Source organism: Prochlorococcus sp. MIT 1306, from assembly GCF_047304515.1.
In the GTDB taxonomy this organism is placed as follows: Bacteria; Cyanobacteriota; Cyanobacteriia; order PCC-6307; family Cyanobiaceae; genus Prochlorococcus; species Prochlorococcus marinus_D.
Window position 1 is genome coordinate 1,590,720 of sequence record NZ_CP138959.1, and the last position, 20,374, is coordinate 1,611,093.

A 20,374-nucleotide genomic window follows, 5' to 3' on the forward strand; every position below is an offset into this window, starting at 1 on the left:
CGATCTCGAACTCAAGTCAGCGGCGGCGGCTCTAGCTGATCAGGAGCCTCCTCCACCAGCTGCAAGCGAACCCGTTTCCCTCCCGCCAACTCCCCAAGCGACACCCTCAAGGTTGCCCCGCTAAGGCTCTGCAAAGCACCCAAAACATCACGGAGATAAGGGGTACTGCTGCCACTTTCCACCCAAAGGCGTTCCTGCAACCCCCCCAATCGTCGCCAGGCCGTATGCAGCTTCAGAACGGAGGCTTCTAAAGACTGAGCCTGAGAGACAGCATCAGCCAGCAAACCCAAAGCATCGAGACGCTGAGCCTCATGCATGGCCTTCTCCAGGTTGAGTTCACCTTGCTGGAAAGCCCTCACCGCCTCGCTGGCCTCTGTGGTCTTACTGATCCAGCGTGCTGTGCTGGTTACATCCTTAATGCAATCCAGTTCTGGCTCCTCCCGCAAAGCTCGCCTGAGGTCTTCCTGCTGAAGCTCCGGCAGTTTTGCCAGCTCCCTTACCAGAGGAGCCACAACCTTGGGAGGCAAAAGGTTCTCCTGCGTGCGCTGGCGGATCTCCTCCGGCAACAGGGGGCTTGTGGCAGACGTGAACTCATCCGTCAGTCGGCGAACCTGCTTGCGAGTGATCTCTTGACCTTCATTGGCCGCCTCGGAAATCATCATCTGCACTTCTGGAACAGCCTGCGTCGTTTCCATGAAGGCCCTTTTAGAGAATTGATTCACGCTGCTCTCCTCCAGCATTCCTTCTGCCAGCAAGTTCTCAGCCGAATCAGCCAGCTGAATCAGGGCATAAGCACGGGTCTTACTGATCTCCCTTTCCCGCAACCACTGCAAAAAGCCAGCACCACGCCCCTCACCACCACGCTTCTCACGATCCCGTACTGCCCTAAGGATTCGCCCCCGCCAAATCTCAGTTTGCAAGTCAAAGCGATCGCACAAAGACCAGGCTTGCTCAAGTCGAGCAAGAAACTCCATGGTGCTGATGTCGTCCTGCTCCGGATCGGGCAGATCCAGCTCAATAGCAGGAGGATCAAGCGCAACGGACGAACTCACCAAAACACACCTGACTTAAGGCTGGATGCTGCCATGGCCTACACCCCAAGGGGCGACATTCTGTGACGCATGAGTCAACTCACACACTCACGGCGATATTCTTGTGGGTGAATTCAATACCTGCGCAGCGATGGCGATCTCAAAAGGCGACAAAGTTCGCATCAGGCGCGAGGAGAGTTACTGGCACAATGAAGTGGGCACAGTGGCCTCTGTCGACACCACCGGCAAATATGGGGTACTGGTTCGCTTCGAGAAAACGAACTACTTCGGCATGCAAGGTACCGATAACGGCAACCTCACCAACAGCTTTGCTGAATCAGAACTCGATCGCGCCTAAGGCGCTTGCCGGAATTACCTGAAGTTGAGACGGTCCGCCGCGGATTGGCAGACCGTCTTATTGATTTTCAGATCGGCCAGGTTGAGGTTTGCCGAGAACGAGCAATAGCAAGCCCTGGCGGTTCTGCCCTATTCATCAAGATGCTCTGCGGCATGCACGTGGGCTCATGGTTAAGACGCGGCAAGTACTTGATGGCGTCATTACATCATGATGTTGCCCAGCCATCAGCTGATTCAGAACCAGATCCTGATGGTGGATGGTGGGGCGTTCACCTGCGCATGACAGGGCAATTTCAATGGCATGAAGCCATCAGTTCACCCTGCCCGCATACACGCGTACGCATCTGGAACAAAAAAGATGAGGAACTGCGCTTCGTTGACACCCGCAGCTTCGGACAAATGTGGTGGGTTCCACCTGGCAACGCCCCGGAAACAATCATCACAGGGCTGCAAAAACTTGGGCCAGAGCCATTCAGCAGCGCCTTCAATTCCTCTTACCTAAGCAAACGCTTGAAGGGTTCGAAACGACCAATCAAGTCAGCACTTTTGGATCAATCCATCGTGGCAGGGGCAGGCAACATCTATACCGATGAAAGCCTTTTTGCCGCGAGAATCCGTCCCCACACTCCATCAGGTCAATTAAAGAAGGTCGAACTTGAACGCTTATGCGACTGCCTCACGGAAGTCCTCAGAGTGAGCATCGGTGCTGGAGGAACAACCTTCAGCGACTTCAGAGATCTTGAAGGCATTAACGGCAACTACGGTGGTCAAGCCTGGGTGTATCGCAGAGGAGGCCAGGCCTGCCGGATATGCAGCACGCCCATCCGCCGTGAAAGCCTCTGCGGTCGTGGCACACACTGGTGCCCCAATTGCCAAAGATGAATCCTGGGTAAATTGTTCGATTCACAGCAACAGCGGCACGCTCTAAGCGACACCATTCGCGATTTCCATCAACGCGGTTGGTGTGATGGGACTGGAGGTAATTTCAGCATAGTGCTACAAAAAACGCCATTGAGATTATTGATGGCACCGAGCGGCATTGAGAAAAGAAATATCGAGGCAGACGAACTCATTGAAGTCAACAGCTCGGGTAACGTGATTCAAGGAGAAGGTAGAGCTAGTGCTGAAACAGATATGCATTTAAAAATCATCGAGCAGACCAACGCCAAGGCCGTACTGCACACACACTCGATTACAGCAACATGGCTATCCAACCACTATAAAAATACTGGGAAACTAACAATTGAGGGCTGGGAAATGCTGAAAGGCCTGCAAGGGATTAATAGCCATTCCACATCAATCACTCTGCCAATCCTATTGAACAACCAAAACCTAGCCAAATTAAGCCAAGCAGCAGGCGAAATGGTCAATGATGCACCCTATGGACTACTGGTCGCAGGGCACGGTTTATATGCGTGGGGGGGGAGCCTCAACGAAGCAAAACGTCACGTAGAAATCTTGGAGTTCCTACTAGAGCTCTGCTGGCGTGAACAACTTATAGTCAGCCAAAAATCGTGATCACTCACATCTTGCTGGATATTGAAGGCACCACATGCCCTACAAGTTTTGTTAGCGATACTCTCTTTCCTTACGCTGATAGCCATCTAGAAGGATTCCTAAATGAACACAGAGAAAACAATGAGATTCAATCTCTTATAGATGAAGCTTGGGATGAATGGAAAGCTGATAATGATCAGAGCAGCAAAGATCTCCTAAGCAAAGCAATAAGGGAGAACAGCAGCGAAATCGAGAACATCTGCGGCTACCTTCAGCATCTAATAACAATTGATCGCAAGTCTAGTGCTTTAAAAGATCTGCAAGGCAGAATCTGGCGAGAGGGTTATGAGAGAGGTGATCTCTGCTCTTCGCTCTACCCAGAAACGATCGAGGCGCTAAGCAAACTAAAACAACAAGATTATGCACTTGCCGTATATTCATCAGGCAGCATATCAGCTCAAAAGCTCCTCTACAAGCACACGGACAACGGAGATCAAACAGCACTATTTAGCCACTGGTTTGATACTCGTACTGGCAACAAAAAAGAGAGCAAAAGCTATAGCGATATCTCCATAGCAATGAACATTCCCGTAGAAAAGGTGCTTTTTGTCAGTGATAGCCACGAAGAATGTAATGCCGCAGAAAAAGCAGGCATGAGTGTTTTATTCAGTCTTAGGGAAGGCAATCCAGAGCAAGATCAACAGGATCACAAAGCAATCAAAGACCTCTGGTGTCTATTTGATTATCTTCTTTAAAAATCACACTGACTTGCACATCAAAAAAGCCACCCCTGCGGGTGGCTTTTTCTTGGTAAATCAACAACTCTTTCGCAAGATTGATGATCTACATAAGGAAATGTTTTACCTGGCATTGAGCTATTTTCTCAGAGGGCTACCCCCAAAATATCGTCGCCGCTGATGCGTTTCACAACCGAGTTCGAGATGGATCGGAGTGGTTCCACATCGCCATGAACACCAGGATAAAATCATTCCCAAGGAGTGAACCTTGAGAACTGCATAGGTCATCATCCTTGCGAATGATGCTCTGAATTGAATAAAACTTGTTTCTCGGGCAAGAACCAAATGGATGGTCAAGCCCTCGGTCTATTAGTACTCCTCCGCTGCATCCATTACTGGACTTCCACGTAGAGCCTATCAACGGGTGTTCTTCCCGTGACCTTACTGGCTTATGCCATGGGAACACTCATCTTGAGGTGGGCTTCCCACTTAGATGCTTTCAGCGGTTATCCACTCCGCACATGGCTACCCAGCGTTTACCGTTGGCACGATAACTGGTACACCAGAGGTGCGTTCCTCCCGGTCCTCTCGTACTAGGGAGAAATCCTCTCAATGTTCCTGCGCGTACACCGGATATGGACCGAACTGTCTCACGACGTTCTGAACCCAGCTCGCGTACCGCTTTAATGGGCGAACAGCCCAACCCTTGGGACCGACTTCAGCCCCAGGTTGCGATGAGCCGACATCGAGGTGCCAAACCTCCCCGTCGATGTGAACTCTTGGGGGAGATCAGCCTGTTATCCCTAGAGTAACTTTTATCCGTTGAGCGACGGCCCTTCCACTCAGAACCGTCGGATCACTAAGGCCGACTTTCGTCCCTGTTCGACTTGTAGGTCTCACAGTCAAGCTCCCTTCTGCCTTTGCACTCGTCGACTGATTTCCAACCAGCCTGAGGGAACCTTTGCGCGCCTCCGTTACCTTTTAGGAGGCGACCGCCCCAGTCAAACTGCCCACCTGATACTGTCCGCTCCCCGGATAACGGGTGAACGTTAGAACCCTAGCTCTGAAAGAGTGGTATCTCACCATTGACTCAGTAGCACCCACGAGCACTACTTCAACGTCTCCCACCTATCCTGCGCATTCAGAGCCCGGGCACAATACCAAGCTACAGTAAAGCTTCATAGGGTCTTTCTGTCCGGGTGTACGTAGTCCGCATCTTCACAGACAATTCTATTTCGCCGAGCCTCTCTCCGAGACAGCGCCCAGATCGTTACGCCTTTCGTGCGGGTCGGAACTTACCCGACAAGGAATTTCGCTACCTTAGGACCGTTATAGTTACGGCCGCCGTTCACCGGGGCTTCAGTCGCCAGCTTCGCTTACGCTGACCGGCTTCCTTAACCTTCCGGCACTGGGCAGGCGTCAGCCCCCATACATCGTCTTGCGACTTAGCGGAGACCTGTGTTTTTGGTAAACAGTCGCCTGGGCCTCTTCACTGCGACCAGCTCTCGCTGGCACCCCTTCTCCCGAAGTTACGGGGCCATTTTGCCGAGTTCCTTAGAGAGAGTTATCTCGCGCCCCTCAGTATTCTCTACCACCCTACCTGTGTCGGTTTCGGGTACTGGCAGTTATGCCTTAACGGGTATAGGGCTTTTCTTGGAAGCATGACATCACCAACTTCGCTGCCGTAGCAGCTCGTATTCACGCCTTAGCTCAGAACGTTTTCTCCGCTCCTCAACGCCTCGAACGCTTAAACCAGTAACCAACATCTGGCTTGGCTAGCCTTCTCCGTCCCCCTTCCCAAAACATAACCGGTACAGGAATGTTGACCTGTTATCCATCGACTACGCCTTTCGGCCTCGCCTTAGGTCCAGACTAACCCTCCGCGGACGAGCCTGCCGGAGGAACCCTTAGGGTTTCGGGGCATGGGATTCTCACCCATGTTTTCGCTACTCAAGCCGACATTCTCACTTCTATGCAGTCCACGCCCGCTTACGCTAACGCTTCGCCCCACATAGAACGCTCCCCTACCATTTAACAAGTTAAATCCGCAGCTTCGGTACAACACTTAGCCCCGTTCATTTTCGGCGCAGGATCGCTCGACCAGTGAGCTATTACGCACTCCTTTGAGGATGGCTGCTTCTAGGCAAACCTCCTGGTTGTCTGGGCAATCCCACCTCCTTTATCACTTAGTGTTGATTTGGGGACCTTAGCTGGCGGTCTGGGCTGTTTCCCTTTCGACCATGGAGCTTATCCCCCACAGTCTGACTGCCTAGTTACACACAGGGTATTCAGAGTTCATCTCGATTAGGTACCGCTCTCGCAGCCCGCACCGAAATGGTGGCTTTACCCCCCTGCTGGAGCACTAGACGCTACGCCTCAACGTATTTCGGGGAGAACCAGCTAGCTCCGGGTTCGATTGGCATTTCACCCCTAACCACAGCTCATCCGCTGATTTTTCAACATCAGTCGGTTCGGACCTCCACTTGGTATCACCCAAGCTTCATCCTGGCCATGGTTAGATCACCCGGGTTCGGGTCTATAAACACTGACGATCGCCCTATTCAGACTCGCTTTCGCTATGGCTCCACCATTTCCGGTTTAACCTGCCAGTGCCTATAAGTCGCCGGCTCATTCTTCAACAGGCACACGGTCACCCGATTTAGTCGGGCTCCCATTGCTTGTAGGCTCATGGTTTCATGTTCTATTTCACTCCCCTCCCGGGGTTCTTTTCACCTTTCCCTCGCGGTACTGTTGCGCTATCGGTCACACAGTAGTACTTAGCCTTACGAGGTGGTCCTCGCGGATTCACACGGAATTTCACGTGCTCCGTGCTACTCGGGATACAGCTAGTTCAGTTCAGTTTTCGGTTACGGGACTTTCACCCTCTGTGGTGTGCCATTCAAACACTTCTCCTAACATCCCTGATACACATTGCTGTCCCACAACCCCGATGGTCGAAACCATCGGTTTAGGCTCTTCCCCGTTCGCTCGCCGCTACTTAGGGAGTCGTTTTTACTTTCCTTTCCTCCAGCTACTAAGATGTTTCAGTTCGCTGGGTTGGCTCGCACCAGCCTATGGATTCAGCTGGCCGTACTAGGGGTTGCCCCATTCGGAAATTCCCGGATCAAAGCGTGTGTCCAGCTCCCCGAGACTTATCGCAGGTAACTACGTCCTTCATCGCCTCTGTGTGCCAAGGTATCCACCATGAGCCCTTTGTAGCTTGACCAATTAATCTCTATAACGCTTCACGTAGTTGAATACGTATTCTTAGCAATTCACCTGGCTGCAATCTCAAACTTCTCCAGTTAAACTGAATTGTTTGTCATTGAAGATGGTTTGAATGACCAATCAAACTCTCGATGCCTCGATGACATCGAAAGAACGCTATAGAGTCTCGGCTCTTGACTCAAGAATCAAACATCATTCTCGTTCATCAACCTCAGCTCTCTACTCGCGTAGATTGCATTAGCTGATTCCCAAGAATCATGCATCCATGAGATGCTTTATTCTTTCCAGACTTACCTATGCAGTTGTCAAGGTTCTGCTGAACATCTCTGCAATTCTTGCGAATTACAGTGAGCCCAGCGTCCTATCAACCTAACCTCAATTGATTGAGGCCTGGAATGATAAGAAGCTAGGGTCTTCCAGCAAACTTAAATTCTAAATCACATCACACAACGGTTCTCACCATTGGCTCGTTGTAGGAGATCAGTCAGTGGAGGTTAGCGGACTCGAACCGCTGACATCCTGCTTGCAAAGCAGGCGCTCTACCAACTGAGCTAAACCCCCAACACCGAATGGGCCATCCTGGACTTGAACCAGGGACCTCACCCTTATCAGGGGTGCGCTCTAACCACCTGAGCTAATGGCCCAGGAGTAACCCTTGCGGGGTGTGACCTAGACAAGTTTAGGAACTAAAATCAATCATCAATCTCCAAGCTGATGACTCAGCTTTTCTTTGATTCTCAACTTGAGGTACCGATCGACCTAAGGTGACAGGATTTCGGCCTAAGAATTAAAATACTCAGACATCAAAATCATTGTGTTGTCTCCCTGTTAGGAGGTGATCCATCCGCACCTTCCGGTACGGATACCTTGTTACGACTTCACCCCAGTCATCAGCCCCACCTTCGGCGTCCTCCTCCACAAGGGTTGGAGTAACGACTTCGGGCGTGGCCAACTTCCATGGTGTGACGGGCGGTGTGTACAAGGCCCGGGAACGTATTCACCGCAGTATGCTGACCTGCGATTACTAGCGATTCCTTCTTCACGTAGGCGAGTTGCAGCCTACGATCTGAACTGAGCCACGGTTTATGGGATTTGCTTGTCCTCGCGAACTTGCTGCCCTTTGTCCGTAGCATTGTAGTACGTGTGTAGCCCAGGATGTAAGGGGCATGATGACTTGACGTCATCCACACCTTCCTCCGGTTTATCACCGGCGGTCTCTCTAGAGTGCCCAACTAAATGCTGGCAACTAAAAACGTGGGTTGCGCTCGTTGCGGGACTTAACCCAACATCTCACGACACGAGCTGACGACAGCCATGCACCACCTGTCACTGCGTTCCCAAAGGCACTCTCTCGTTTCCAAGAGATTCGCAGGATGTCAAACCCTGGTAAGGTTCTTCGCGTTGCATCGAATTAAACCACATACTCCACCGCTTGTGCGGGCCCCCGTCAATTCCTTTGAGTTTCACACTTGCGTGCGTACTCCCCAGGCGGAACACTTAACGCGTTGGCTACGACACCGAGGGGGTCGATTCCCCCGACACCTAGTGTTCATCGTTTACGGCCAGGACTACAGGGGTATCTAATCCCTTTCGCTCCCCTGGCTTTCGTCCATGAGCGTCAGTTATGGCCCAGCAGAGCGCCTTCGCCACTGGTGTTCTTCCCGATATCTACGCATTTCACCGCTACACCGGGAATTCCCTCTGCCCCTACCACACTCAAGCCAATCAGTTTCCACTGCCTTGATGGAGTTAAGCTCCACGCTTTAACAGCAGACTTGAAAAGCCGCCTGCGGACGCTTTACGCCCAATAATTCCGGATAACGCTTGCCACTCCCGTATTACCGCGGCTGCTGGCACGGAATTAGCCGTGGCTTATTCCTCAAGTACCGTCAGATCTTCTTCCTTGAGAAAAGAGGTTTACAGCCCAGAGGCCTTCATCCCTCACGCGGCGTTGCTCCGTCAGGCTTGCGCCCATTGCGGAAAATTCCCCACTGCTGCCTCCCGTAGGAGTCTGGGCCGTGTCTCAGTCCCAGTGTGGCTGATCATCCTCTCAGACCAGCTACTGATCGATGCCTTGGTGAGCCATTACCTCACCAACTAGCTAATCAGACGCGGGCTCATCCTCAGGCGAAATTCATTTCACCTCTCGGCATATGGGGTATTAGCGGCCGTTTCCAACCGTTATCCCCCTCCTGAGGGCAGATTCCCACGCGTTACTCACCCGTCCGCCACTAACCCGAAGGTTCGTTCGACTTGCATGTGTTAAGCACGCCGCCAGCGTTCATCCTGAGCCAGGATCAAACTCTCCGTAGTAGATCAAACCCTCTCGCAATCAACCCTTACAGGCTCATCACTCAGTCTGATTTGCTTCACCCACTCATTCGCACTGGCGTACGACAAGCAGTTGTTGCCCCCTTCCTCTGACAGAAGGATTACAAGAGTGCACTTCAGAATCTCTTCCTTCTGTGACTTTCCAGGATCTCAGATCCGGTCGTTGCTTTCACCTGTCACACCTTTGACATCAATCCTCGCCCGTGAAAGCAAAAATTGATGCTGTAACAGGTTTCTGCAACTCATTTCTTTTGACGGGACCTCACACTCTCGTCGCATATCTGCTCAAACCTTTTGATCAGCTTTTGATCGCTGCTCATAGGGCCTAAACGCGACAAAAGCGTCAGTTCCTAAACTCTTAAGTTGTCCAGGTTCTGCTCCTCCACTCCCTTGTAAGGAGTGTCAGGCGCTGCGATCTTGCGATCGCTTCTAAAACCTACAACACCAGCGGATCGCTCCTCTGATCTTGTAAGCGCCCACTGACACCTCGAGCTTTCGCCATCAGCATCGCGTGGCCTGCGCTACAGGGCTCAGCCCTTCGCGCAGTACAAAAACATAGCCCATTTCATACCCCGTACGCAATCTTTTCTCAATCGCTCCCATCTCCATAGTTGCTTCCACTGTTGGTCAAGGCTGCCATCACTAGCGTTTGGCAAATGCATTGCATATCAGTCCATGGCCGGACGCTTAAACCAGCAAAACCAGAGGGTTCGTCCCAACTCCAATGAAGACCAGGTGGTGCAGCAGGTCAAGGAGCATTTCGAACGCACGCTGATCGAAGTAGGCGGCACTGTGGCAGGCAGCGTGGCGGCTCTTGAGCATCAGCCCCATAACAAAGCTCTCAATTACGGCGAGGTCTTCCTGCGCGACAACGTGCCCGTGATGATCTACCTGCTCACCCAAAAGCGTTACAAGGAGGTGAAGCAATTCCTCAGCGTTTGCCTAGATCTGCAAAGCACCACATATCAGACACGCGGGGTGTTCCCCACCAGCTTCGTTGAGGAACAAGGCGAGCTCATTGCTGACTATGGCCAGCGCTCAATCGGCAGGATCACCTCTGTGGACGCAAGCCTTTGGTGGCCCATTTTGTGCTGGCTTTATGTCAAGCGCAGCGGTGACAAAAACTTCGGCACCAACCAAAAGGTCCAACGAGGTGTGCAGCTGATGCTCGATCTCGTGCTGCATCCCACCTTCGAGGGCACTCCAGTTCTATTTGTTCAGGATTGCTCATTCATGATTGACCGCCCCATGGATGTTTGGGGGGCACCACTTGAAGTGGAAGTACTGCTCTATGCCTGCCTGCGCAGCTGCATCGAGCTGATGGAACTGAGTCGCAAGAATCATGTCAGTCGGCTTCTCGACCAACGTCTCTTACTGACCCGCCAATGGGTGCATGACCTACGTCAATTCCTGCTCAAGCACTACTGGGTCACCAGCAAGACCATGCAGGTGCTGCGAAGAAGACCCACAGAGCAATACGGCGACAACCAGCACCAAAACGAGTTCAACGTGCAGCCACAGGTCGTTCCCGACTGGCTTCAAGACTGGCTTGAAAACCGGGGTGGCTATCTCATCGGCAACATCCGCACCGGACGACCTGACTTTCGTTTTTACAGTCTCGGAAACTCCCTAGCCTGCCTGTTTGGGCTACTGACCGCCCCACAACAGCGCGCTCTGTTCCGACTGGTGCTTCACAACCGACAGCATCTGATGGCTCAGATGCCAATGCGCATCTGTCATCCACCCATGGAAGGGGCGGAATGGCAGAACAAGACAGGTTCAGACCCGAAAAACTGGCCATGGAGCTATCACAACGGCGGACACTGGCCCAGCCTGCTCTGGTTCTTCGGAGCCTCAATCTTGTTACATGAACGGCGTCATCCTGAGGCCGACGTGCTGCTGATGGGTGAAATGCGCGCCCTGCTGGAGGAGTGCTACTGGAGCCAATTAAACCAACTGCCGCGTCAAAAATGGGCCGAATACTTTGATGGACCAACAGGAACCTGGGTAGGACAGCAGTCAAGGACCTACCAGACCTGGACCATGGTGGGCTTTCTACTTCTCCACCACCTTCTACGCGTCTGCCCCGACGACGTGTTGTGGTTGGATCTCGACGAACTGCTGCCAACACATGAGGTGTAAGCAACAAAAAACCCGGCGTGAAGCCGGGCCCATAGAAGCAAATCTTGACTTTTAAAAACTATTCAGAACAAACCCAGAGTTAGGGACTTGTCGATGGGAAGACAAGCACCGATGCCGAGATAAATAGTAATCATCGTTCCAAATAGAAAGAAGGCCATCGCAATTGGCCTGCGGAATGGATTCTGATACTTATTAACGTTTTCGATGAAGGGAATCAGCATCAACCCGAGAGGAACAAGGGTCTGCAACACGATGCCAAGCAGCTTATTAGGAACAACCCGAAGAATCTGAAACACCGGATAGAGATACCACTCAGGAAGAATCTCTAGAGGCGTTGCAAAGGGATCTGCTTTATCACCCAACATCGCGGGATCAAGAACAGCAAGACCAACAAGGCAAGCAAACGTGCCCAGAATCACGACTGGGAAGATGTAAAGGAGATCATTCGGCCAAGCAGGCTCACCGTAGTAGTTGTGCCCCATGCCCTTGGCCAGTTTCGCTCTCAATTTTGGATCAGAGAAATCGGGCTTCTTAAGAATGTGCATGGGATTTTGGCCGAATAGTTAGCGAATGAAGTAGGTGCTGAACTGAAATATAAAAACGTGAAGTGGGATTTGAATCTGAATGATTGACACTTACAACGGACCTGAAATGCCCTGCTTTCTGATCATCAGGAAATGCATGAGCATGAACACTGCAAGTAGCCAGGGCAGCACAAAGGTGTGAAGGCTATAAAAACGAGTCAGGGTGGACTGCCCGACGCTCTCGCCACCGCGAAGCAATTCGACCATAAAATCTCCAACCACGGGAATAGCAGCAGGCACGCCTGAAACGATCTTCACAGCCCAGTAACCGACTTGATCCCATGGGAGGGAATAACCGGTGACACCAAATGAAACGGTGATCACAGCCATCACAACACCGGTAACCCAGGTGAGCTCTCGCGGACGCTTAAAGCCGCCGGTGAGGTAGACGCGAAAGACGTGCAAGATCAGCATCAACACCATCATCGAGGCGCTCCAACGATGCACAGAACGAATCAACCAGCCGAAACTGACATCTGACATCAGATAGCTCACAGAGCTATAGGCCTCAGTCACAGTGGGCTTGTAGTAAAAGGTCATCGCGAAACCTGTCGCGAACTGAACCAGGAAGCACACCAGCGTGATTCCGCCTAAGCAGTAGAAAATATTGACGTGTGGAGGCACGTACTTTGAGCTGACATCGTCAGCTATGGCCTGAATCTCAAGACGTTCCTGAAACCAGTCGTAGACAGGTGAGGAGTTCGTCATGCAAATGAGGGTCCGGATTGCGAGAGTCTACTTAACGTCCTGCATGGACAGCACCCGGCATGAAGCCAATGTTGCCGACTACTAACTCCCGATCACATCCGCTGCGGCGCCTATGGCTTGCGTGGCTGAGCCTGGGTCTTGGCATGCTGCTGATGGCGACTCCAGCCATGGCATTGAATGATGCCCAACAACTGGTCGTTGAAAGCTGGCGGCTCGTTAACCAGGGATATCTAGACCCCGCCAAGTTCGATCAGGTGCACTGGCGAAGGCTAAGAGAGCAGGCATTAGAGAAAACAATCAACAGTAGTAACGAGGCCTATGAGGCCATCGAAGCGATGCTGCTTCCACTTGAAGATCCCTACACAAGACTATTGAGACCAGACGACTACACCGCCATAAAAGCCGCCAATTTGGGCAGCGAGATCAACGGCGTTGGTCTACAGCTGGGGGCCCGCGCTGAAGATGGCCAGGTCGTGGTTATCGCTCCGCTTGAAGGATCCCCCGCGGCCGATGCGGGCGTCACAAGCGGCACGGCCCTACTCAGCGTGGATGGCCAGTCTCCACAAGCCCTTGGACTCGAAGCCACAGCTGCAAGGCTGCGGGGAGAAGTGGGCTCACAAGTTGTAGTAAAACTGCAACCCCCAAATGGATCTAGCGAAGAACTCACCCTCGAGCGACGCAGTGTGGACCTCAGGCCAGTACGGACCCGCCGACTGAGGAGTGCTAAACACACCCTGGGCTACCTACGCATCACCCAGTTCAGCGAAGGAGTGCCCGAACAGGTCAAAGAAGCACTTCAGGAACTGTCAGAAAAAGAGATTGAAGGCCTAGTTCTAGATCTGCGCAATAACTCCGGTGGGTTAGTGAGCTCCGGACTAGCTGTAGCGGATGCCTTCCTGAGTGGCTCCCCAATCGTGGAGACACGCAACCGAGAGCGCATTAACGAAGCAATCCCTTCTGCAATTGAAACCCTTTATGACGGTCCGATGGTGACACTGGTCAACGGCGGGACTGCCAGCGCGAGCGAAATTCTGGCTGGTGCCCTCCAAGACAACAGCCGCTCACAGCTGCTTGGCAGCCGCACGTTTGGCAAGGGTCTGATCCAAACACTCACCAACCTGAGCGACGGCAGTGGCCTGGCCGTGACGGTAGCCGGATACATGACTCCAAGCGGCCGAGACATTCAAAACCAGGGCATCGAGCCGGATCGGATTCTGGATCCTCCTGAACCCCTCAATCCTGGAGGGGAAGAAGACCGTTGGTTGCATGATGCTGAACTCTGGATGGAGGCCCAAATCGACCGCGATCAGGATGCCCAGATAGAGACCACAGAAGATCTTCAGCTCGATAGTGCTGAAGATGTTGAATTCAAAACTCAGCAGAATCGTGATGATCCATGAGTCTGCGCACCTATCACGACCCTCTCCATCGCGGCATCACCCTCAATGCCAGCGATGCAGCAGAGGCCATGGTGATGCAGTTGATCGATGCGGCGCCATTCCAGCGGCTGCGCCGCATCCGTCAGCTTGGGCCAGCCTTCCTCACCTTTCATGGAGCTGAGTCCAGTCGCTTTACCCATTCCCTTGGTGTGTTTCATCTCGCACGCCTTGCTCTGGAAAGGTTGCTGCAGTTCGACTCAGGCCTAGAGGAACATCGCGGACTGCTCTATGGAGCGGCCCTACTGCATGACCTCGGCCATGCCCCCCTAAGCCATACCGGAGAGGAAATATTTGGTCTGGACCATGAGACCTGGTCGGCGCGTTTAGTCAGGGAACATCCCACCGTGCGTGCGCCCCTCGAGGCCTACGCCCCGGGCACTGCAGATGGAGTAGCCAATCTTCTTGAACGGGGAAGTTCACCCCACAGCGTGATCAAGGCTCTGGTTAGTAGCCAACTGGACTGCGACCGACTCGACTATCTCTTGCGAGACAGCTACAGCACAGGCGCCCATTACGGCCAGCTCGACCTCGAGCGAATCCTCTCCGCCCTCACCCTGGCGCCTGATGGAGCCATGGCCATTCATCCAAAAGGCCTCATGGCAGTTGAGCACTACCTGGTCGTACGCAACCTGATGTACCGCAGTGTCTATAACCACCGTCTCAATGTTGTTTGCAACTGGCTGCTTGAGCAGGTGGTGCGCACCGCTCGCCAACTCGGAGCTGCTCATGTTTGGGCCGACAAGATCATGGCCACCTGGCTCTGGAGCCTCAATCAACTCGACCTCGACACATTCCTCGCCAATGATGACCTGCGCACCGGCTATCACCTCCTGCGTTGGCAAGACGAGGGGCCAGCACCTCTAGCCGAACTCTGCAAACGCTTCCTCAATCGCCACCTACTGAAAGCCCTTGCAGTGGAATATCTGAGCCATAGCAGCCAGCTAGAGGTCCTCACTCTGACTCGGCAACTAGCTGAACGCCAAGGCTTCGATCCAGCGCTCTGCTGTGGATTACGCCATCAGCAACAGCGCGGTTATCACCCTTACAAAGGAGGGTTGCGTCTTTGGGATGGAAGGCAATTGCGAGCCCTCGAGCAAGCCTCTCCTCTGGTCGCCAGCTTGATTACCCCAGCCGAATCTTCATGGTTGATTTATCCCCGAGAGATTCATGGGGAGCTTCAAGCTGCGCTGGCAACCTAGACGGACTGGCCTAGCGTCCTCATCTGACAAGGGTCTTGGAGATCGAGGTGGGCGAGCCTGAGACACAACGACTCACACTCCCCTGGTGCCGAGAAGCACATTGGCGAGAAACATTGCCGGCCAAGCTCAATGAACTTGATCCTGGACCCACCGAACTCGATTGCCGCGACTGGCAACTTGGTTGCCGGGACCTGCATCAGCTGATGGAGCTGCTGAACAAAGAAGGAGTGACGCTGACCAGAATTCACGCCAACTTGCGAGAAACCCTTGTCAGCGCTGCTGCTCTGGGTTATCCAACGCATATGGCCTCTCCACAGGGAAACAGCTCCAAAACACGCTCTGGCGATACACAACCCAAGCCCAAGACGCCCCAAAAACTGCTCTTCCACCAAGGCACTCTGCGATCAGGAGACCATCTGAGCGCAGAAGGAGACGTGCTGCTACTCGGGGATGTCAACCCCGGCGCACGCATATCAGCTGGAGGCGACGTGATGGTTTGGGGCCGACTCCGCGGCATTGCTCACGCCGGACAGGACGGCGACACCAAAGCAAAAATTGTGGCCCTACAACTCAGGCCACTTCAACTGCGTATTGCCGATGCAGTTGCTCGAGGCCCTGAAGATCAACCCCAACCTGGCTTAGCAGAAGAGGCCCGACTTGAAGCAGGCACAATCATGATCGAGCCTGCTAGGGCTAACAGATTCAACGGTTAATTCTTCAGCCTCAAAAGGCAAACACACATCACGATTAAGCCTCCGGCTAATGCCCCGTTGAACAAAGCCCATTTGTTCCATTGCAAACCTTGGACCATTTCTCTTGGGCCTATTGCCTACGCCACTTAAGCTGACCGAACTTTTCAATGGCCCGTGGCGCCAACGACACGCACCATTCTGATCTGCTCCGGAAAAGGAGGTGTCGGCAAAACCACCCTCACCGCCAACCTGGGTATCGCTCTTGCCAAGCTTGGAGTTCAAACCGTTGTGTTGGATGCCGATTTCGGCTTGCGCAACCTCGATCTCCTGCTGGGCCTGGAGAACCGAATCGTCTACACCGCCCAGGAAGTGCTTTCAGAGAACTGCAGGCTTGATCAGGCCTTGGTGAAACACAAGCAGGAGCCAAACCTCTCGCTTCTGCCCGCCGGTAACCCCCGCATGCTCGAGTGGCTCAAACCTGAGGACATGCAACGCATTGGCGCGATGCTGGCCAAGCAATTCGACTATGTATTAATTGATTGCCCCGCGGGGATCGAAGACGGCTTCAAAAATGCTGTTGCTGCCGCCAAGGAAGCAATCGTGATCACAACCCCTGAGGTTTCGGCAGTGCGCGATGCCGACCGTGTCATCGGCTTACTGAACACCCATGGCGTAAGCCCTGTTCAGCTGGTGCTCAACAGGGTGCGTCCAAAGATGATGGCCAATCAAGAGATGCTGGCCGCAGACGATGTGACCGACATCCTGGCGCTGCCCTTGCTTGGTTTAGTTCTAGAGGACGAACAGGTGATTGTGAGCACCAACCGTGGTGAGCCGCTCACCCTCAGTGCCACCAACTCTCCAGCCTCTCGTGCCTACTCCAACATTGCGCGTCGCCTTCAAGGGGAAGATGTTCCTCTGATCGATCCGGCCAAGGAAGGACTGGGACTACGCGAAAAGGTGTGGCGTTTGATGCAAACCAAGATCTTTTGATGTAATGGCAACCACTCTGCGAGACATCCTTGACAAATTGCTGGGCCGCCAACCAGCCAGTGCCAAAACGGCAAGGGAGCGCCTTCAGCTGGTGCTTGCCCATGACCGCAGCGATCTAAGCCCTGAACTGCTCGATCAAATGCGACGCGAAATCTTTGAGGTCGTTGCCAAGTACGTGGAGATTGACCTTGATGAAGGCGAAGTAAGCCTTGAAACCGAAGATCGCATGACGGCCTTAGTGGCTAACTTGCCGATCAAACGTTCCCAAGCAAAGCCTGTCATTAACCAAGAGAAGGCTGTCAGTAACCAAGAGAGGTCTGTCATTAACCAAGAGAAGGCTGTCAGCAGCCAAGAGAAGGTTTCCAACAGCCAAGAATCCGTTTCAACTCCTGGAGCAATGGAATAGTGCGGAGAAGAGGGGGAATCCTCAAGGAAATTGCTTTGCTGCTATGCAGCCAAAAAATCAATCAAACTCTTTTCCATTGCCTCCATCAGCTGGACCGCAACGACTAAGCCCAGCGGAGCAATCCGTGGTGACTTTGTTGCTTGAGGGTCTCAGTAACAAAGCCATTGCACAAAGACTGATCCTTAGTCCACGAACCGTGGAAAGTCACATCAGCCATGCCCTCGCCAAAACCGGCTGTCAAAACCGACTCGAACTCACCTTGTGGCTGATTGCCAACTGTCAGCCAGAAGCAGCCGCCTCCGTCGTTACACTTCCGGGATTGCCGGCTTAGCTCAGTGGTAGAGCAGCGCTTTTGTAAAGCGAAGGCCATCGGTTCAAATCCGTTAGCCGGCATTTCAGAATGATGACTGTCAATAGCCAAGCTGCCAAACAAGAAGATCAAGGCAGCACAAGAGCCCTCCCTTTTGGACACACTTGTCAAACGTCCTGTCTTAAAGAACTCTTCAAACCTCTCAACCATCAGCCTGATCCTTCACCTTCCCTGCGAGCAACCAAGCTCCAAGCAACAACAGCACCCAACCCAGACCCCGTAATTCAAAAATCGGTGTAGTAATCACAGTCGCCTGCTCTAACAGCCAATGAAAGCTGGACTGAAGAAGCAATACCAAGCCGATCAGCCAGAGCATGTGAAGGAAGGCAATTTAGGAATCAAAGCCACTTTCACGTGACTGACAACATTGTGAAGAGTTGATGGTGACCTTCATTGAACAACTGTCTACGTTCTAAACGCCGCGATCAAAGGATCTGAAGCTTACAAAGAGGTTCTACCCATAAGCTCAAAAAAATGCCACCAACCAACCAGAACTATCGACAACACTGAACACGGGGGCAACGACCAAGACAATCGTAAGGAAACCTTGATCAGGGAATCAGATCCAATGGCAAAATATGAAAGCAAGCAAAATGCAAAATAGCAGCTCAAAAATCTCCAAGGACAATAAAGCTCCATTGCTAATGGAGCTTACTCAATCCCATTTGATGAGAGAAAGATGCATCAAAAACAGGAAGCAAACACAACAAAAGGTAATGAAGGATTGATGGCTCCAATGGTATTTGGGCCTAATAGAGAAGGTCTTGCTAGGATCCTGCTAAAATAAGAGCCAAGGCAATGAGATTTATAGAATTCCTGGACCAGCGCTTCTGCAATTCACAAGAGATTAGAGAGATTAACCATCGAGGCATATCTGCAGGATTTGACGGCTTCAGAGAAGTGTGGGAACTCGATTATCTTTACGAGCATTTTGAAGCCGATATCCATGAGATAATAGAGGAGACAGGGTATGTAGACTCTGACTTGAAAGACGAATTTGACAACGAAGAGACACTTAGAATGAAACTCGTATGGTTTGCAGTTAGCACATATTGCCTAAGCAGAACTGATGCTCTTGTCGAGGCAAAAGATCAAGGTGTTTAGCAATGATTGACAACGGGGAAGTTGACAACATGCCAAGCGATTGCTCTGAGAGCAATGAAATCTCAACAGCCAGTGCAAAAACTATTGCCACTGAAATTCACGCCTACTATATCCATGAGATTGTCGTCCCACTAGGCTGCCTACGGAGATGGCCAAGGCCAAATAAAGGATTGGACGAAGTCGTCAAATGGATTGCTTCAGACAAATTCGCCTTATCGAAGATCAAATCGATTGCAGCAAGCAAAAAAGAAGAAGTATCAAGGTTGCTAACTGATTCAATCAGAGAAACCCAATCTCGCCTTGATGTCACTGCCATCAAAGCCTCTATACGAACGTTACTTCACTCATCCCAATCCAAAAGGAATGATCTAATGAAGTTTGTTGAGGCTATTCTTGCGGGCGACCCAAGTCAAGCAGGCGCAGTAAAGACATTGCGAGATGATCTAATGAAGAAAACAATCGAACTTGGCTACCCAATTCCAATAATGACACAACCTACAAGTGCACAAGTTGCAGAAATCAACAAGCAGCAAAAGAATCCTGTCAAGCTTCTGAGTGTTACTACAACCATCCGAAAACTTGCAATAAAGCTGAATCAAGGCGAGCCAGTGTTCGACAAGTAAACATTTGAGCTTGGCATCAAAAATGAGGTTTTGAAATTTTTTACTGAAGAAGAGACTAAGAAGCTGGGCGACTTATTCCCAAAGCATCTTCAAGAAGGAATCGCCTTAGGCTTTCTTAACTTTGACCTTTGCCGAAAAAATAAAGGCTGGCACAAAGATTCAAATGGTCTGGACATTGTTGATCTAAACAATTCAAGCCCTGAATAAAAAGCACAGGAAAATATTAAAAACTTGACCATCAGTCAACCTCACCGTGCCTTAAAAGCCTCACCAACCAGCACAAAGATCAACTCACAAGGCATGCTTTGCCTCTTATTGCATTAATGAGTATCCATAATAATGGCCAGCATACGCCATTGGACTAGAGCAATTAACCCCTGATGTGGCGTTGCCTAACGAAATTAAATGCTTTAACGAGCCTTGCGACAAGGTTTCGCAACAGTTTAAAAATGCAGGGATTATTAAGGTCTTGGCACTTCGGCTCTGGTATTTCTATGTTTAAACAGCATCTCAAGGTATTGGGTGAAGCTCACAAAACTCTCTCAATCAGAGCTCGACAGAGGCTGTGAGCTCAACAATGTTTTAAAAGAGTGTTGGAAAGCTTTTTACAGCCTGACTGCTCAAATGAATAATGTGGAGACAGATAGCACAAAATATCTTCAACTAGACAAGCTTCGCCAGACTTGTGAAAGAAATATCGGCGAATTCAAGCACGAGCTAGATGAGCTCAACTGGCTGTTAAGAATAGGGATTCGTGACTAAGCAGCAGAACCGCAAAAGCTTGACAGCCAAGCAACAACAACTCTTCCAAAGCAACATCCTCAACAAATCACCCTTGTTAAGAGAAGTTTTTTACATCACTGAAGTTATCTCTGCAATACACCTCTTATCCGACCTTGGTTAGCCATTGGAATAGCCAAGCTCTCTTGATCGCGC

The 20,374-nt window shown here is 51.7% G+C and carries 18 protein-coding genes, 3 tRNA genes and 3 rRNA genes; 15 read left to right on the plus strand and 9 right to left on the minus strand.

From position 1 onward, the window contains the following. Window positions 1-11: 11 nt before the first annotated feature. A complete protein-coding gene (locus tag SIB74_RS08045; protein ID WP_063395665.1) occupies window positions 12-1,052 on the minus strand; it encodes a hypothetical protein in 1,041 nt (346 codons plus the stop codon). A 130-nt stretch (window positions 1,053-1,182) separates the two neighbouring features. Between SIB74_RS08045 and SIB74_RS08050 the strand changes: the two genes are divergently transcribed. Genes SIB74_RS08050 through mtnC form a run of 4 tightly spaced genes read left to right on the plus strand, consistent with a single transcriptional unit; the run spans window position 1,183 to window position 3,640 of the window. Next, on the plus strand, window positions 1,183-1,389 hold the full coding sequence (locus SIB74_RS08050) for a photosystem I reaction center subunit IV (RefSeq protein WP_011129566.1): 207 nt from the start codon (window positions 1,183-1,185) through the stop codon (window positions 1,387-1,389). A gap of 5 nt (window positions 1,390-1,394) precedes the next feature. Then, a complete protein-coding gene (locus SIB74_RS08055; RefSeq protein WP_063395620.1) occupies window positions 1,395-2,270 on the plus strand; it encodes a DNA-formamidopyrimidine glycosylase in 876 nt (291 codons plus the stop codon). Window positions 2,271-2,282: 12 nt separating this feature from the next. Further along, window positions 2,283-2,906, plus strand: coding sequence for a methylthioribulose 1-phosphate dehydratase (mtnB, locus tag SIB74_RS08060; protein ID WP_063395621.1), 624 nt, complete (start codon window positions 2,283-2,285; stop codon window positions 2,904-2,906). Beyond that, complete coding sequence (gene mtnC, locus SIB74_RS08065) at window positions 2,903-3,640, plus strand: acireductone synthase (RefSeq protein WP_063395622.1); 738 nt, start codon at window positions 2,903-2,905, stop codon at window positions 3,638-3,640. The genes mtnB and mtnC overlap by 4 nt, the downstream gene beginning before the upstream one ends. A 107-nt stretch (window positions 3,641-3,747) precedes the next feature. Here the strand turns inward: mtnC and rrf are convergent. The 5 genes from rrf to SIB74_RS08090 form a co-directional block, all read right to left on the minus strand. Continuing rightward, window positions 3,748-3,864 (minus strand): 5S ribosomal RNA (gene rrf / locus SIB74_RS08070). Between the two features lie 107 nt (window positions 3,865-3,971). Further along, window positions 3,972-6,848 (minus strand): 23S ribosomal RNA (locus SIB74_RS08075). Between the two features lie 490 nt (window positions 6,849-7,338). Beyond that, window positions 7,339-7,411: transfer RNA gene (locus tag SIB74_RS08080), tRNA-Ala, on the minus strand. Between the two features lie 9 nt (window positions 7,412-7,420). After that, window positions 7,421-7,494: transfer RNA gene (locus SIB74_RS08085), tRNA-Ile, on the minus strand. A gap of 184 nt (window positions 7,495-7,678) precedes the next feature. Further along, a 16S ribosomal RNA gene (locus SIB74_RS08090) occupies window positions 7,679-9,163 on the minus strand. Together the 16S, 23S and 5S rRNA genes with 2 tRNA genes alongside form the textbook arrangement of a ribosomal RNA operon. A gap of 693 nt (window positions 9,164-9,856) precedes the next feature. Here SIB74_RS08090 and SIB74_RS08095 point away from each other — a divergent pair. After that, entirely contained in the window at window positions 9,857-11,323 is a 1,467-nt protein-coding gene (locus SIB74_RS08095) for a glycoside hydrolase 100 family protein (RefSeq protein WP_011826789.1), read from the plus strand. Between the two features lie 62 nt (window positions 11,324-11,385). Here the strand turns inward: SIB74_RS08095 and petD are convergent, their stop codons facing one another. Further along, entirely contained in the window at window positions 11,386-11,868 is a 483-nt protein-coding gene (petD, locus tag SIB74_RS08100) for a cytochrome b6-f complex subunit IV (protein WP_011826790.1), read from the minus strand. 90 nt (window positions 11,869-11,958) lie between these two features. Beyond that, window positions 11,959-12,615, minus strand: coding sequence for a cytochrome b6 (gene petB, locus SIB74_RS08105; protein ID WP_011131016.1), 657 nt, complete (start codon window positions 12,613-12,615; stop codon window positions 11,959-11,961). Window positions 12,616-12,674: 59 nt separating this feature from the next. On the opposite strand from petB, the gene ctpZ reads away from it, so the two are divergent. From ctpZ to SIB74_RS08140, 7 genes are all read left to right on the plus strand, one after another. Beyond that, window positions 12,675-14,015 carry a carboxyl-terminal processing protease CtpZ gene (ctpZ, locus tag SIB74_RS08110; protein WP_063395083.1) on the plus strand — a complete coding sequence of 447 codons (1,341 nt, stop codon included), beginning with the start codon at window positions 12,675-12,677 and terminating at the stop codon, window positions 14,013-14,015. Then, window positions 14,012-15,253 carry an HD domain-containing protein gene (locus SIB74_RS08115; RefSeq protein ID WP_063395082.1) on the plus strand — a complete coding sequence of 414 codons (1,242 nt, stop codon included), beginning with the start codon at window positions 14,012-14,014 and terminating at the stop codon, window positions 15,251-15,253. Before ctpZ ends, SIB74_RS08115 begins: the two co-directional genes overlap by 4 nt. Before the next feature lie 35 nt (window positions 15,254-15,288). Continuing rightward, the gene (gene minC, locus SIB74_RS08120) at window positions 15,289-15,966 is read left to right on the plus strand and encodes a septum site-determining protein MinC (RefSeq protein ID WP_063395081.1); all 678 of its coding nucleotides are present in this window, start codon (window positions 15,289-15,291) and stop codon (window positions 15,964-15,966) included. Between the two features lie 153 nt (window positions 15,967-16,119). Further along, window positions 16,120-16,935 carry a septum site-determining protein MinD gene (minD, locus tag SIB74_RS08125; RefSeq protein WP_011826794.1) on the plus strand — a complete coding sequence of 272 codons (816 nt, stop codon included), beginning with the start codon at window positions 16,120-16,122 and terminating at the stop codon, window positions 16,933-16,935. Window positions 16,936-16,939: 4 nt separating this feature from the next. Continuing rightward, entirely contained in the window at window positions 16,940-17,341 is a 402-nt protein-coding gene (minE, locus tag SIB74_RS08130; RefSeq protein ID WP_063395080.1) for a cell division topological specificity factor MinE, read from the plus strand. A 76-nt stretch (window positions 17,342-17,417) separates the two neighbouring features. After that, the gene (locus SIB74_RS08135; RefSeq protein WP_231905981.1) at window positions 17,418-17,672 is read left to right on the plus strand and encodes a response regulator transcription factor; all 255 of its coding nucleotides are present in this window, start codon (window positions 17,418-17,420) and stop codon (window positions 17,670-17,672) included. Next, window positions 17,663-17,734, plus strand: a tRNA-Thr gene (locus SIB74_RS08140). The genes SIB74_RS08135 and SIB74_RS08140 overlap by 10 nt, the downstream gene beginning before the upstream one ends. 119 nt (window positions 17,735-17,853) lie before the next feature. Here the strand turns inward: SIB74_RS08140 and SIB74_RS08145 are convergent. Then, the gene (locus SIB74_RS08145) at window positions 17,854-18,027 is read right to left on the minus strand and encodes a hypothetical protein (protein WP_197463249.1); all 174 of its coding nucleotides are present in this window, start codon (window positions 18,025-18,027) and stop codon (window positions 17,854-17,856) included. Window positions 18,028-18,509: 482 nt separating this feature from the next. Here SIB74_RS08145 and SIB74_RS08150 point away from each other — a divergent pair, with 482 nt between their 5' ends. The 3 genes from SIB74_RS08150 (at window position 18,510) to SIB74_RS08160 (ending at window position 20,200) form a co-directional block, all read left to right on the plus strand. Continuing rightward, window positions 18,510-18,815, plus strand: coding sequence for a hypothetical protein (locus SIB74_RS08150; protein ID WP_063395078.1), 306 nt, complete (start codon window positions 18,510-18,512; stop codon window positions 18,813-18,815). A 2-nt stretch (window positions 18,816-18,817) separates the two neighbouring features. Next, window positions 18,818-19,438, plus strand: coding sequence for a hypothetical protein (locus SIB74_RS08155; RefSeq protein ID WP_063395077.1), 621 nt, complete (start codon window positions 18,818-18,820; stop codon window positions 19,436-19,438). A gap of 522 nt (window positions 19,439-19,960) precedes the next feature. Then, entirely contained in the window at window positions 19,961-20,200 is a 240-nt protein-coding gene (locus SIB74_RS08160) for a hypothetical protein (RefSeq protein ID WP_011826808.1), read from the plus strand. Window positions 20,201-20,374: the final 174 nt, after the last annotated feature.